The organism is Clostridium sp. cel8 (assembly GCF_014050525.1).
Lineage (GTDB): Bacteria > Bacillota > Clostridia > Clostridiales > Clostridiaceae > Clostridium_B.
In genome coordinates this window covers 44,703-60,032 of record NZ_JACGAG010000014.1, presented here as the reverse complement: position 1 = coordinate 60,032, position 15,330 = coordinate 44,703, and the positions used below count along the sequence as shown (strand labels likewise).

At 26.2% G+C, this 15,330-nt stretch carries 13 protein-coding genes and 3 tRNA genes; 10 read left to right on the top strand and 6 right to left on the bottom strand.

The window, feature by feature from the left end:
• The first annotated feature begins 152 nt into the window (after positions 1 to 152).
• The 6 genes from H2684_RS11145 to H2684_RS11120 all read left to right on the top strand — a co-directional run bounded on the left by H2684_RS11145 (position 153) and on the right by H2684_RS11120 (position 6,047).
• The gene (locus H2684_RS11145) at positions 153 to 656 is read left to right on the top strand and encodes an HDIG domain-containing metalloprotein (protein ID WP_182089475.1); all 504 of its coding nucleotides are present in this window, start codon (positions 153 to 155) and stop codon (positions 654 to 656) included.
• Positions 657 to 766: 110 nt separating this feature from the next.
• Complete coding sequence (locus H2684_RS11140) at positions 767 to 1,282, top strand: transcription repressor NadR (RefSeq protein ID WP_182089474.1); 516 nt, start codon at positions 767 to 769, stop codon at positions 1,280 to 1,282.
• A 40-nt stretch (positions 1,283 to 1,322) separates the two neighbouring features.
• A complete protein-coding gene (locus H2684_RS11135) occupies positions 1,323 to 4,070 on the top strand; it encodes a UPF0182 family protein (protein WP_182089473.1) in 2,748 nt (915 codons plus the stop codon).
• Positions 4,071 to 4,211: 141 nt separating this feature from the next.
• Complete coding sequence (locus H2684_RS11130) at positions 4,212 to 5,606, top strand: FAD-dependent oxidoreductase (RefSeq protein ID WP_182089472.1); 1,395 nt, start codon at positions 4,212 to 4,214, stop codon at positions 5,604 to 5,606.
• Positions 5,607 to 5,621: 15 nt separating this feature from the next.
• The gene (locus tag H2684_RS11125; protein ID WP_182089471.1) at positions 5,622 to 5,894 is read left to right on the top strand and encodes a DUF1667 domain-containing protein; all 273 of its coding nucleotides are present in this window, start codon (positions 5,622 to 5,624) and stop codon (positions 5,892 to 5,894) included.
• A 76-nt stretch (positions 5,895 to 5,970) separates the two neighbouring features.
• Positions 5,971 to 6,047, top strand: a tRNA-Arg gene (locus H2684_RS11120).
• A gap of 191 nt (positions 6,048 to 6,238) precedes the next feature.
• Here H2684_RS11120 and H2684_RS11115 read toward each other — a convergent pair.
• From H2684_RS11115 to H2684_RS11100, 4 genes are all read right to left on the bottom strand, one after another.
• The gene (locus tag H2684_RS11115; RefSeq protein WP_182089470.1) at positions 6,239 to 6,640 is read right to left on the bottom strand and encodes a MaoC family dehydratase; all 402 of its coding nucleotides are present in this window, start codon (positions 6,638 to 6,640) and stop codon (positions 6,239 to 6,241) included.
• A gap of 134 nt (positions 6,641 to 6,774) precedes the next feature.
• The gene (locus tag H2684_RS11110) at positions 6,775 to 8,346 is read right to left on the bottom strand and encodes an acyl CoA:acetate/3-ketoacid CoA transferase (protein WP_182089469.1); all 1,572 of its coding nucleotides are present in this window, start codon (positions 8,344 to 8,346) and stop codon (positions 6,775 to 6,777) included.
• A gap of 293 nt (positions 8,347 to 8,639) precedes the next feature.
• Positions 8,640 to 10,349, bottom strand: a complete 1,710-nt coding sequence (locus tag H2684_RS11105) for a sigma 54-interacting transcriptional regulator (protein WP_182089468.1) — start codon at positions 10,347 to 10,349, stop codon at positions 8,640 to 8,642.
• A 58-nt stretch (positions 10,350 to 10,407) separates the two neighbouring features.
• On the bottom strand, positions 10,408 to 11,295 hold the full coding sequence (locus H2684_RS11100; protein ID WP_182089467.1) for a phosphatidylserine decarboxylase: 888 nt from the start codon (positions 11,293 to 11,295) through the stop codon (positions 10,408 to 10,410).
• Between the two features lie 213 nt (positions 11,296 to 11,508).
• On the opposite strand from H2684_RS11100, the gene H2684_RS11095 reads away from it, so the two are divergent.
• The gene (locus H2684_RS11095) at positions 11,509 to 12,096 is read left to right on the top strand and encodes a TetR/AcrR family transcriptional regulator (protein WP_182089466.1); all 588 of its coding nucleotides are present in this window, start codon (positions 11,509 to 11,511) and stop codon (positions 12,094 to 12,096) included.
• A 39-nt stretch (positions 12,097 to 12,135) separates the two neighbouring features.
• Here the strand turns inward: H2684_RS11095 and H2684_RS11090 are convergent, their stop codons facing one another.
• Both H2684_RS11090 and H2684_RS11085 read right to left on the bottom strand, forming a co-directional pair.
• Complete coding sequence (locus H2684_RS11090; protein ID WP_182089465.1) at positions 12,136 to 13,725, bottom strand: AarF/UbiB family protein; 1,590 nt, start codon at positions 13,723 to 13,725, stop codon at positions 12,136 to 12,138.
• Positions 13,726 to 13,756: 31 nt separating this feature from the next.
• Positions 13,757 to 14,056: a hypothetical protein gene (locus H2684_RS11085; protein ID WP_182089464.1), complete on the bottom strand. Its 300-nt coding sequence runs from the start codon at positions 14,054 to 14,056 to the stop codon at positions 13,757 to 13,759.
• A 181-nt stretch (positions 14,057 to 14,237) separates the two neighbouring features.
• Here H2684_RS11085 and H2684_RS11080 point away from each other — a divergent pair.
• The 3 genes from H2684_RS11080 (at position 14,238) to H2684_RS11070 (ending at position 15,065) form a co-directional block, all read left to right on the top strand.
• Positions 14,238 to 14,314: transfer RNA gene (locus H2684_RS11080), tRNA-Arg, on the top strand.
• 163 nt (positions 14,315 to 14,477) lie between these two features.
• Entirely contained in the window at positions 14,478 to 14,921 is a 444-nt protein-coding gene (locus H2684_RS11075; protein ID WP_182089463.1) for a nucleoside deaminase, read from the top strand.
• Between the two features lie 52 nt (positions 14,922 to 14,973).
• Positions 14,974 to 15,065, top strand: a tRNA-Ser gene (locus H2684_RS11070).
• The last annotated feature ends 265 nt before the right edge of the window (positions 15,066 to 15,330 follow it).

Sequence of the window (15,330 nt, the reverse complement as noted above, 5' to 3'; positions counted from 1 at the left end):
GGGGTATAGCTCAGCTGGGAGAGCACCTGCCTTGCACGCAGGGGGTCAAGAGTTCGAATCTCTTTATCTCCACCATATTTAGAGTGACTAACAATTATTAGTTAGTCACTTTTTTGCGTTATAATGATATAAAAATGAAAAAGAGGTGTAGCATGTTTTTTTATAGGATAAAACAATTTTATTGGAATTTATGTTCAAAAATAAATGATAATGATTTAGAGTTCTTAAGAAATAATCTTAATGAAACAGAAATGAAACTATTTAATAAATTATCTTTATCTGAAAGAAAACATTCTATAAGAGTTGCATATGATGTAGAAAAGATTTGCTATAGAAAAAATATGGATTCTAAATTACTTATAAAAGCTGCACTCTTTCATGATATAGGTAAATCGTTAAAAAGATTAAATATTATTGATAAATCTATTATGGTTTTACTAGATAAGTTTACTTTTGGTAAGATGAAAAAATTCAATAATTGTTTTAAAATATCTAAAATTAATATATACTATTATCATTCTAAATTAGGAGCTGATATTTTAAGAAAATCTGGATTTAATGAGAAAATAATTTACTTCGTTGAAAATCATGATAATAAAAATATTAAAGATGATAAAGAACTTAATATATTAAAATATTGTGACAACAATAATTAGAAATATATTTAATTATACTTTATGGTAATTAAATGTAAATTTTAGTATATTATGCTTTACTTTTTATGATATAATTATAAATGAGTCATGTTTTAAATTTGGAGGAAAATATGAATGCAGTTAAAAGAAGAGAAAATATAGAAAACATTTTAATGTCTAGTGATAAACCTCAAAAAGGACATATATTAGCTGAAAAATTGGGAGTTACAAGACAGATTATAGTTAAGGATATAGCTATTTTGAGAGCTAAAGGAAAATCTATAATAGCGACACCTGAAGGCTATTTGATTCCTAAAACCGGAAATAATAAAATTAAACAAGTAATAGCAGTTTCTCATAAATCTTGTGAGATTGAAGATGAATTGATTACTATAGTTAAATTTGGAGCAACAGTTGAAGATGTTATAATAGAACACCCTATATACGGAGAAATCAAGGGAATGCTTATGATAAAATCTATATATGATGTCAAAAGCTTTATTAATAAAGTTCTGTCTACTAAATCTGAACCACTTTTGGTTTTAACAGGAGGTATACATCTTCATACTATTTATGCAGATGATATTTCAATTATAAATAACGTAAAGAAGGAATTAAAATTAAAGAAGTATTTAATTTCTGATTAATGAGTTTTTAATATTTTTAGTATTAAAAGAGGTGATTATTATGAAAAAAAAGGGAGTTATAAGTTTAACAAGTATAGTTGTAATATTGGCAATAATTTTATTATTTTTAAATAAAATTGTAAGTTTTATAATAAATGTAGAATGGTTTAAGGAAATAGGATATTTGTCTGTTTATTTCACACAGATAACAGCAACGTTGAAACTTATGGTACCTACTTTTGTAATATGTTTTATATTTATATGGTTTTATTATAAAAGTATTAGATTAAGTATACTTAAATATAAGAAAGTTGTTGAAGTAAATCAGAGAAACCAAATAATAGAGAGAAGACTGATTTTATTTTTTGATATTATAATATCACTTTTAATTTCTTATGGATTTTCATCAACATATTGGTATAGAATTTTACAGTTTAATAATTCAGTTCCCTTTAATACTAAAGATCCAATTTTTCATTTAGATGTATCTTTCTATGTATTTAAGTTACCTTTAATAGAGTCTATATACAACGCTTTTGTTAGTTTAATTGTGTTATTAACAGTAGTAACTTTTGTTGTATATATGATTTTAACTATGAAGGATAATTTGACATTAGGAAGAAATTCAAGGGGTGAATTTAGAAAAGGATTTAGAAGAGGAGTTGGAGGAATCGATGTAAAAAATGGAATTACAAGATTTGCTGGAAAGCAACTGGCTATTTTAGCTGCACTTATAATGATATGTGTTTCAGTAGGATATTTCTTAAAAGCATTAAATCTTGTATACAGCCAAAAGGGAGTAGCATTTGGCGCAGGATATACTGATATGCATGTAAGTCTTATATTTTATAAAATAATATGTTTATTTTCAATAATATCTGCAATTGTAATATTTATAAGTGTAATGAAGCTTAAAATTAAACCTATTATAATATCTGTATCAGTAATTGTAGGTTTAGTTGTTATTGAAAATGTGTCTGCATCCGTTGTTCAAAATTTTGTAGTAAAGTCAAATCAGAAGACATTAGAGAGTCCATATATAAAATATGGTATTGATTATACGAGAAAAGCATTTAATATTGATGATGTAGATTCAAAAGCTTTTGAAGTTAAAAATACTCTTACACAAAATGATATAAAAGATAATATGGATACTATAAATAATATAAGAGTAAATTCTTATGAACCAACTCTTGAATTTTATAATCAAGTTCAAATTATAAGATATTACTACAATTTTAATAATATTGATGTAGATAGATATAATATAAATGGAAAACTTACTCAAGTATTCATTGGTGCCAGAGAAATAGATAGTAGCTCTATAGATCCAGATACATGGCAAAATAGACATCTTATTTACACTCATGGATATGGATTGGTGATGAATAAAGTTAATTCTGTAACTTCATCTGGACAGCCTAATTTTGTTATAAAGGATATGCCTCCTAATAATTCTACAGATATAAAAATTGATAATCCTAGAATATATTATGGAGAAAATACTGATGATTATGCAGTAGTTAATACTAAAATAAATGAGTTTGATTATCCTAAAGGTAGTAGTAATGCTACTAATAAATATGATGGTAAATTTGGAATAAAGATGAACTTTATTAATAGAATTTTATTTTCATTATACAAAAAAAATATTAATTTTCTTCTTTCAAGAGATATAAATAGTGATAGTAAAATATTAATAAATAGAAATATAAAAGATAGAGTAGAAAAAATAGCACCTTTTTTGGAGTATGATTCTGATCCTTATATGGTAATAAGTGGTGGGAAATTATACTGGATGCTAGATGGGTATACTGTTTCAAATAAATATCCATATTCGCAACCTCAAAGTAATGGAATAAACTATATAAGAAATTCATTCAAGGTTGTTGTAGATGCATTTAATGGAACTACTAATTTTTATATAGTTGATAAAAATGATCCTATAGTTAAAAGTTACTCAAAAATATTTCCCGGGTTATTTAAAGATATAAGTGCTATGTCACCTGATTTAAGAAAGCACTTTAAATATCCAGAAGATCTTTTTACAATACAGTGTAATGTTATTGGAAAATATCATGTAACTGATCCAAGTGTATTTTATAATGGTGAAGATGTATGGGAAGTTGCTAAAAATCAGAAACAAGTTGATGGTGAGAAGAATTCTATGAATTCACCTTATGTTGTTATGAAACTTCCTGGTGAAAAAACTGAAGAAATGATATTGATACAATACTTAAATATAAAGAATAAGGATAATATGGCGGCTCTATTTGGAGCTAGAATGGATGGAGATAACTACGGTAAAATGGTATTATACAAATTTCCACCGGAGAAAACTGTATATAGTCCATACTTGTTTAAGCAACAACTAAATCAGGATCCTACTATATCACAGCAGTTATCATTGTGGAATAAGGACGGTTCAAATGTACAATTTGGTGATACTATAATAGTTCCAATAAATAATTCTCTTGTTTATGTAGAGCCAGTTTATTTAAGGGCTAGTGGAAAGAATAGCATACCTGAAATGAAAAGAGTAATAATGTCTTATGGAGATAAGATATTAATAGCTAAAAATATTGATGATGCAATATCTCAAATGTTTAATTATAATAAAGAGCAACAGAATGTATCAGGGTCTGATAGTGCTAGTACTACAGAAGATATAAGCAGTAAATCTGAGCAATTAGAAAAGGCTCAGGATTTATATAATAATGCTATTGAAGCTCAAAAAAATGGAGATTGGTCTAAATATGGTGATTATATAGATCAGCTTGGTAAGTTAATAGAGGAATTAAATAAATAATAATTTTTAAAAGACTGCCTATATAATTTTTGTAGACAGTCTTTTAAATTAGAAATATTATATATGATTAGATGGTAAAAGGTAATATAATATAATTGTTGGCTTAAAATTAAGTTTTTTCTTTGAAAGGGAGTTTATATTATGGATTATGATGTACTTATTTTAGGTGGAGGTATAATAGGATGTTCAGTTGCCTATGAACTTTCAAAGTATAGTTTAAATATAGCATTAATTGAAAAGGATTATGATATAGCAGATGATGTAGCTCTTATAAATGCTGCTGTAGTTTATGATGGAACTGAATGTGAAAACACATTATTATCTAGGCTAGAATCCATGGGAAATAGTATTATAAGAGAAATTGCACCTAAATTCAATATAAATTTTGAAGAAAAAGGGTATTTTATAACTTCGGATAATGAAAATCGGAAAGATGATATTAAAACTATCTATAATAGGGCACTGAGAAATGGAATTAAAAATATACATATGTTAAATAGAGATCAAGTATTAAATATCGATCCAAATTTAAATATGAGGATTGATAAAGCCATATATTCTAAGAATATGGGAATTATATCACCATATGATCTTGCAATATCATATGGTGAAATTGCATTTGACAATGGTGTCAATTTTAAAATGGGTGAAGAAGTGCTTAATATAGAGTCAATGTCTAAAGGGTTTAAAGTTGTAACAAATAAGAATAAGTTTACATGTAGTATGGTGTTAACAACTATACAAGGTAAATATTATAATTTAGATAAAAATGATAGAAGAGTTAGAAAGAAAAAGTACATAAGTTATTACTTTATAGATAACATTCAGAACTTATATAAGAGTAATAATATATCTTCTATATTAATGGAGGATTATAGTAAAATATATATTATTCCAACACAAAATAATGGACTTATGGTGGAAATAAACACTGATGAGGATATAGATTATGAATGTGGATTAAAGATAATAGAAGGATATATTGGTAAAATAGATGAAAATAATGTTAATATATTTTATAAGTCTAAATACTATGATGATGATCTTATTATAGACGATAGCTTGATTGATAAAGGATATATAAGAGTATTGGAAAATCATAGAGGACAAATTACAATGACACCTGCAATTGCTAAGATTGTATGTGAAAGTATAGTTAATAATTTAAATTGTGTTCCTAAAAAGGATTTTATAGATAAAAGAAGAGAGTTCTACAGATTTAGAGATATATCAAATGATAAGAGAAGAGAGATAATAAAACTTAACAAGAAGTATGGTAAAATAATATGTTATTGCGAAAATGTAACTGAAGGTGAAATTATAGATTCAATAAGAAGGCCATTAGGAGCGCGTACTATAGAGGGTATAAAGAGAAGGACTGGAGCTACATTTGGAAGTTGTAGAGGATCTAGATGTCTTTATAAAGTAGCTGATATATTAGCAAGAGAAACTAATAAGAATATAACAGACATTGTTAAGGATTCTAGTGGTTCAAAAATATTATTAAGTAGAATAAAAGAATTTGATGAAATTTAGTTGGGAGGAATATTTATGGATACAATTAATTTTAAAGATCAAGTTAAAGATAATGATAAATTTGGAATATTTACAAGTATAGTTAGAATAGAAGGAGCAAATCGGAATGTTATTCCTGTTAAAAGTACTAAGCCTATAAGAAAGAAACTATGGATAGAATGTTCTAAAGCGCTTAGTAGATTACATGTAGGAGCTCCCATAACTGCAGGAGATATTATTTGTAAAAATATACTTAACACAAAGGTAGATATAGTTGCAACGAGAACTGTAGAAAAATGTGTTTATTGATATTAAAATCCTAAAATAATTTGACTATTTTATATATATAATATATAATTAAAATCGAAAATGTTAATTAGTTTAAGCGTCAGTAGCTCAGTTGGATAGAGCAGTTGGCTACGAACCAGCGTGCCGGGGGTTCGACTCCTCTCTGACGCACCAAAGACAGTTAAAACACTGAATTTCAGTGTTTTTTATTTTATTTAAAAATTAAAGATAACTACATCAAAGTAGAAATTAATCTACAGATTAGTAGTTATCTTTAAAGTTACAAATAAAATTTTAATATGAAAATTATGAATTTTTTGAAAAATATGCGGAGTTTTATATAAAAATATATTTATATAACAATTTTATCTAGTTTGTTTTACTTTAACAGATGCACTTCCATCAATTACTACAGTACCTTTTTGGTTTATACATTTGGTATTTAGTATAACAATATTTTTTTCATCCAAAATATCAGTGATTGTAACTTGAGTGGTTATAGTATCATTTATATATACAGGTCTTTTGAATTTTAAATCTTGGCTTAAATAAATAGATCCTCTTCCTGGAAGTTTATTTGCAATTACAGCTGAAATAAAACTAGCTACAAGTAATCCAGGAGTTATCCTGGTCTTAAATATAGTTTTTTTTGCGTATTCTTCGTCTAAATGTATTGGATTAACATCACCACTAAGGTTAGAAAATTTTGTAATCATATCTGATGTTATCTTATTAGTTGTTGAAGCAGTATCACCTAATTTAAGCATAATATCATCCCCATTTCATATATTTATATTTTTTTGTATTACTTAAGTTAATATTAAATTTTCTAGTATTAACTTAAGTAATCATATAATTTATCTGAATAATATATATTAATTTATGATAACTGCTCATCAATCTAAGCAATTGATAATTTTGTATTTTTTATACCCATTAAACCATCATTAAATATTCTATAATCCATAGTTTTCAGTTTTGAAGATATTATTGGTTTGAAGTCCATGTGATTTAATATATCTTTTTCAAGATCTATCCCTGGAGCAATTTCTTGTAATATTATACCATTATCTCCCAGTGTAAATACTGCTCTTTCTGTAATATACATAACAGTTTGATTTTTATGCCTAGCATATTCTGCACTAAAAGTAATTTGTTGTACGGAGTCTACAAATTTATTGAATTTACCTTCTTGTAGTATTTTGAGCTTTCCGTTATCTATGGAAACTTTAAGTCCTCCACTTGTAAATGTTCCGCAGTATATGACTTTTTTAGAGTTTTGGCTTATGTCGATAAAACCACCACAACCTGCAATTTTAGTTCCAAATTTACTTACATTTATATTTCCAAACTTATCACATTGAGCAAGTCCCAAAAATGCTACATCAAGTCCACCGCCATCATAAAAATCAAATTGAATTGCTTGATCTAGTATACTTTGAGGGTTTGTTGAAGCACCAAAACTTAATCCATTTGATGGTACCCCACCAATTCCACCAGATTCTACAGTTAAGGTCATTTCATCTGCTATACCTTCTTCTTTTGCTATTAAGCCAACACCTTCTGGCATTCCAATTCCAAGATTAATTACGGCGTTAGGAACAAGTTCCATTGAGGCTCTTCTGGCTATAACTTTTCTCTCATTTAGTGGCATTATAGAATTTGATGATTTTAATAATACTTTAGCTTGACCTGAATAAGATGGATTATATTGTTCAGCAAATGTCTGCATATGATTTTTTGGATCTGATATAACTATAGCATCAACGCATATTCCTGGAATTTTAACTTTTTTAGGATCAAGAGTATCTTTGGATACAATATTCTCAACTTGGAGAATTACTATTCCACCTGAATTTTTAGCAGCTTGTGCCATAGCAGTTACATCAAGAACTGCTGCCTCTTTTTCCATAGTTGCATTTCCATATTCATCTGCATAAGTTGCTCTTAAAAGTGCAACATCTATTGGAATGCTTTTATAAAATAAATATTCTTTGTTATCTATTGTAACTAATTTTACAATATCTTCTTTAGTTACTTCATTGAGTTTACCACCTTCAATTCTAGGATCTATAAAGGTTTTTAACCCAACATGTGTAAGAACTCCAGGTCTTTTTGCGGCAACTTCTCTATACATTTGAGATATTACTCCCTGTGGTAAGTTATAAGCTTGTATTTTATTCTCCATAGCTAATTTTTGTAGCTTAGGAGCTAATGCCCAGTGACCACCTATTACCTTTTTAACTAATCCCTCATGTCCAAAATGATTTAAACCTTTACTATCACTATCACCTTGACCAGCAGAATGTATTAGCGTTAAATTTTTAGGAGTTTGATTTTTTAAATATGATTTTTCTATTTCAGCTGTAAGATCTTCAGGATGGGAACATCCAACAAAACCACTAACTGCAACAGTATCTCCATCCTTTATTAAACTAATTGCTTCAGCCTTAGAAATTAGTTTTGATTTCATAATATCATCTCCTATAATAATAAGTTTTTGTGCTTCACTGTATTTAATAGCAATTATAATGCCAAAGTTTTAATAAGTTGTTTAAATTATGTAATATCAATGATTCTTGAAATTATTGTTAAATATATGAAAAAATAAAGTGTATATAATATATACACTTTATACAAAAATTTACTTATATAACGTTAATTACTTGTATGAGGTAAATGTTTATTTATTTTACATGTAAATTTATTTTACACTAAATTATGAAAATGTATTTGAATTGAAATTAATTTTAACAATTGATTTGGCTATTTTAAATTGTATAGCTTGATTTTCTTATATAAATTAGCTCTGCTTATTCCAAGTATATTAGCTGTTCTATTCTTATTCCAATTATTTTTTTTTAAACAATCTGATATAACTTGCTTTTCAACATTTTCAATTATATCTTTTAAGCAACTATTTTTATTTCTAATATTGATTTGATTTCTAAATTTATTATTTGTTAATCTTTGTGGTAGATGCTCTAATTTTATAATTAAATCTGAATCAAGTAGATTTATTGCTCTCTCAATAACATTTTCAAGTTCTCTCACGTTTCCTGGCCAATCATATTTTACTAAACAGTCCAAAGCTTCTTTTGATATACCTTCTACATATAATCCTAAACGATTTGCAATATTGTTTTTTAAATTAGTAGCAAGAAGTGGAATATCAGATTTTCTTTCTCTTAAAGGAGGTAGTTCTATTTTTACAACGTTGAGTCTATAATATAAATCTTCTCTAAATTTACCCATTTTAATTCTCTCTTCAAGATTCTTATTTGTTGCTGCAATAATTCTAACATTAATTTTTTTTAGATTAGTTCCGCCTACTCTTTCAATTTCTCTCTCTTGAATTACTTTTAAAAGTTTAACTTGCATATACATTGGCATATCACCGATTTCATCTAAAAAAATAGTCCCTCCATCTGCTAGTTCAAATTTTCCTGCTTTACCGCCTTTCTTAGCTCCAGTGAAAGCTCCCTCTTCGTAACCAAATAATTCCGATTCAAATAGTTCAGATGGAATAGAAGCACAATTTATTTCTATAAATGGGCCTAAATATCTTTTACTAGCATTGTGTATGCCATGAGCAAATAATTCCTTACCTGTTCCGCTTTCTCCTGTTATGAGTACATTTGAATTTGTCTTTGCAACTTTTAGTGCTAGAGATTTAACTTTCTGTATTTTGAAGGAATTTCCTATAATATTCTCAATAGAATATTTTGCTTTTCTTTCTTTTCCAAGTTCATTTTTATAAAACTCAATTTCTTTTTGTAGGTTGTTTATTTTTTTGCTTAAGGTATAAAAATCACTTATATCTTTAAATATAACTTTACCAATTGCACCAATAACTTTACTATCCTTTTTAATTGGAACGCGCATGGAAATCATTTTGTTTCCTTTTATTTCTTGAATGTCACCTACTTCTATATTACCACTTTTTATAATTTCATGTAACCTGGTATTTTCTATTACATCAGTAACATGTTTACCTTCTGGATTAGTACATCCCAAAAAATCCTTATAAGCTTTACTCATCATAGTTATAATACCATTTTTATCTACTAGAACTACACACTCGTTTAGAGTATTCATTATAGTATCTAATATATTTATATATATTTCATTTTTTACTAATTCTTGTTTCATTCTTTGATTGTCTGTAGTATCTTCAAAAATTGCAATTGCTCCAACTACTTCATTATCTATTATAATTGGTATTCTACTTGTTATAAGTTCTCTTTTATTTATAGAAAATTTTTTGTTTAATTCACTCTTTCCTGTTTTTAAGGTTTTAATGAGTTTTGTTCCATGAACTACATTTTCTACATAAGTACCTATACTATCTTTTGTTATAGATAAAAGGTTTTCAGCTTTGGAATTTATAATTATTAGAGAGCCATTTTTATCAACTCCTATTAATGCTTCATTTATATTTTTGATTATTGCGTAAAAACATTCTTTTAAAAACATAAAATACCCCCTTAACGGATATAACTAACTTATATAAAATGTTTTTTATAATGAAAATTTATAGTTTAGTACCTATTTTTTCTCCCATTAATACTTTAGTTTCAAATCCCTGTTTGGTTTGTTTTATTATATCCTGATCTAAGACAATTTTGTTTTTTTCAAAGAATAAGATTATAGTGGATCCTCCAAATTTAAAGTATCCTTTTTCATCTCCTTTAGACACATATTTATTTGGTTTATAAGTTTGGACTATAGAGCCGACACATGTAGCACCTACTTCTACATACAGTATATCTCCAAAGTTTTTAGAATGAAATATACTCCATTGTCTTTCATTTTTGCAAAATAGATTTCTTATTTTCTTTAAAGCCATAGGATTTACTGAATAATAATCACCTTTAATTCTTTTGGAAGTTGTACATTTACCGTAATCAATAAAATGGAAGCGGTGGTAGTCAATTGGAGCGAGTCTTAGAATAATTAAATCTCCTGAATTAAATTTTTCAGATGTTCTTGTGTCTTTAATTAAATCATATAATTTGTATGTAATTCCCTTTATTTGAACTAGGTTATTTAGATCTATATTAGAATAAGCGAGAAGTCGTCCATCACCAGGAGATATTAAAGAGTATTCATTTTTATCAATTGGCCTAGAGTTTGGTTTTAATTTCCTTGTAAAAAAATCATTGAAATTTTTAAATTGACTTTTATCTTTTGATGATTGTGTCATGTCTATATTAAAATTTTTGATGAAAGAATTTATTTTTCTTTTGCTTAATATACTGTTGCAATAATATCCATATAATTTAGAAAAAAACTTTTTTTTTATTATAATTTCTAATAATTTCATTCCTATAGGAGAAGAATAAGTCCATTTAATATAAGTATATCCTGCAACAGTTTCTACTTCATATTTTTTTAGCTTTCTATTATAATACTTGATCATATAATAACTACCTCTAATGTAATTTAAGTTATATTCTCTATTATAAATTTTCTGTTAAATACGGTCAATACAAATGATAAAAGTGGATTCTATAAATTATTTTCATTAAAATTCTAGATAGTATATAATATATTATTGAGATATTACTATAATATATGTATAATTATACTGACTAGTCAATTTATATATAAATAGAAACTTGGAGTGGTATTTATGAATAATACTAAAGATATAATTTTTAAATCTGCCGTAAAGATTTTTTCTAATAATGGTTATAATGGAGCTACTATGGATGCCATAGCAGCGGATGCTGGTGTTGCAAAAGGGACTCTATACTACCATTTTAAAAGCAAGGAAAAAATATTTAAATATATAGTATTAGAAGGAATGAATATTATAAAAAAAGAAATAGAGGAAGTAGCTAATAAAGAGCAGAATTCTCTATCAAAATTAAAGGTATTGTGTAAGATTCAACTGGGATTAGTATATGAAAGAAAAGAATTTTTTAAAGTAATAATGAGTCAACTTTGGGGTCAAGAAGGAAGACAGTTAGAACTAAGGGAAGCTGTAAATAAGTATATTATATATATAGAAAAATACTTACAAGATGCCATAAATGAGGGAACTATAAAAGATGGTGATACATATTCTATGGCATATACATTGTTTGGAACGATTTGTTCTGCAGCTGTATATGAACTTATAAATGAAGATAAGCAACATGCAAATAAAGACAAGAAAAAATACGGAAATATGATTGATAATATTATAAACTATGTATTAAGCGGAATTATGAAGTAAAACCATGATATAAATGATTTTGATTTAGAACCATTTATATCATAGTTTATCAGATTTAATTATAGAAATTAATATTATAAAAATTAATACTAGGGAAAGAGTTAATCCTATTAGTCCTATTAGTGGCATATTATATATTTTAGGTTGCGTATTTGAATTTAAAATTAAGCATGAACTAATTAGCATAGAACATGATATAAATGATAGTGAAAGTCTATTTGTCATTTGGTTTAGCTTTTTTATATAAATATCTGTTTTATCTAATTTTATTTTAAGTTTAGCTCTTCCATTTAATATTCCATCAATTAGTCCTACTATTTTAGTAGGAAGCTTTACTGAATTTTTAGTTAAAGCATAAGAATTCATTAGAATATCGTCTAAGGTTATATTATCTATAATATATGATTTGCTGCTATTTTTAACAAAAGGCACAGCTATATCTAAAATTTGAATTTCAGGAGCTATCTCACTTACAAGTCCCTCTACTATTATTAAACTTTTTATTAAAAGTATAATGTCTTTTGGAAATCTAATATTATTATCTTTAGCACAATTAAATACATCTGTAATTAAAGCAGAAATTTGTATGTTTTCAAGAGAAGTAGATAAATAGTTATCAAGAAGAATACTTATATCATCATATAATTTATTTTTGTCTACAAGTCCTTTTTTTATTCCTATAGACATAATTATTGACACTAGCGTATCTAAATCCTTATATACTATAGATATTATCATTTTATTTAAAGCTAATTTTAGAGAATAGGATACGCTACCCATTAATCCAAAATCAAGAAAACATATCTTACTATCCTGTATCAATAAATTTCCTGGATGTGGATCTGCATGAAAGAACCCATCTGTAAAAACTTGCTTGAAAAATGACATAGCCAGTTTTTTACCAACATCATTTAAATTATATCCATTTTTCTTTAACATATTTAAATTATTTATTTTAAATCCATCTATTTTTTCCATAGTTATGACTTTATTTTTAGATAGATTTTCTACCACATAGGGAACATGACAAAAGGCAACATTTTGGTTTAGTTTTTTAAATTTTATCATGTTTTCAGCTTCCAATTTGAAATTAAATTCTTTATCTGTTGAAAATTTTAATTCATCTAAAGCTTCTTCTGGATCTATTATTGAATCTTGAAATTTATTTTTAGTTATTTTTATTATTTTATATAATATAGATATGTCAGTTTCCATTTTTTCTTTGATATTAGGTCTTTGAATTTTTACTACTACTTCTCTTCCATCCTTTAATATTGCATTGTGGACCTGTGCTATAGATGCAGATGCAAAAGGTTGCCTTTCAAAGTATAAAAAACATTCATCTATATTTTTATTAAAGTCACTGAAAAAAACTTTATTTATATCTTCAAATTTTTCAGATGGCACATCATCTTGTAATTTTGAGAGTTCATCAATAAATTGTGAAGGTAGTATATCAGGTCTTGAACTTAAAATTTGACCTATTTTAATGAATGTAGGTCCAAGTTCTTCAAAAGCCATTCTCAGGTTTTCAGGTGAATTTTTACCTCTAGTTCTTATAAATTTAAAACCATATTTACTTAATACCTTCACAATTTCTTTAAATCGTGTAGATGATTCTTGATACATTTATTATTATAAAATACTAAGATTGTAAATCTTAGTTATTATTTAATTTTTCTTCTATTTTTGTTAATCTCTCATTTATTTGTGATATGTCATCTTTTGAAGCAAAGTTTAAGTTATTTAATATAGTAAAAAGTTCTTCTTTGTTTAATGGTTTAATTTGATCTTTTTTTGTAGTTATATTCTTTTTCAGTGATTCTGAAAGTTCTTTTCCTTCATCAACAGTAATTTTACCTTTTTCAACCATTTCTTCAATTAATTTTGCTGCCTTTTCATAAGTATATGCTGCTGAACCAACACCGGCTAAAAATAAACTTTTTAATTCATTTAACATATATTAAAGTCCTCCTTCATTTATTTTTATAATTTTAAATAAGTATTTTAATTATTTAAAATTATGTATTTATAATTATTTTATAGTATTAATATATTTTATGAAGTTTATAAGTTATTATCTATAAAAAAATTGACATTAGTAGAAATATATAATAAAATATTAAAGTAGTAAAATTTATGCACTCGTAGCTCAGTAGGATAGAGCAGTGGTTTCCTAAACCACGTGCCGGAGGTTCGACTCCTCTCGAGTGCACCATTATTATAAAGTTAATAAATAACTTTTATTATATTATAATCCTGTGAATCAAATTTACAGGATTTTTTAATTAATTTATTTTATAAATTAAGTTTAAATTAAAATTATGTAAGTTTCAATATAATAATAGAAAGTTAACATTATAGTAATATATGGAGATAATATGGATTTTATGCAAGAGGCCATAAAAGAGGCTAATTATTCTTTAAAAATAGGAGAAGTGCCAGTAGGTGCTGTAATAGTTAAAAATAATAAAATAATATCTAAAGCTCATAATTTAAAAGAGAAAATGAAAAATGTAGCATATCATGCTGAGATGATTGCAATAAGTGACGCCTCTAAGAAAATGGACAATTGGAGATTAAATGGATGCAGTATGTATGTTACTTTGGAACCATGTCCTATGTGTGCTGGTGCCATAATTCAAAGTAGGATAGATAAAATTTATATAGGAACATTTAATCCTACATGTGGAGCATGTGGATCTGTTATAAATTTAGTTCAAAATAAAAATATGAATAGCTTTATAAATGTAGAGTGGACCTATAATAAACAATGTAGTATATTATTAGAAGAGTTTTTTAAATTAAGAAGGTGTAATTCATAATTTAATTTGATTTATTTATAGTGCTTTTGTATAATGAACTAGTGAGAACTTTGGAGAGATGTCCGAGAGGTCTAAGGTGATTGACTCGAAATCAATTGTACAGTTAATCCTGTACCGGGGGTTCGAATCCCCCTCTCTCCGCCAGAACAATTTAAAATATTAGAAAATACCATATAGAATATTAATGTTTTAATTGTGTTCTATATGGTATTTTTATTTTTTAGTTAAATGATAATAATGAGGGTTAGAAAACATTTTCACTATAATGTGAAATGTTTTACACTGGTATAATATTTAAATTAATGATAAATTATAAATAACAAAAGTCAATTAAATTTAATTGAACAATAAAAAGCTTTTATATTGAAAATTAATTTATATATCTTCGAAAGCAGTGGGTTTATGAAAA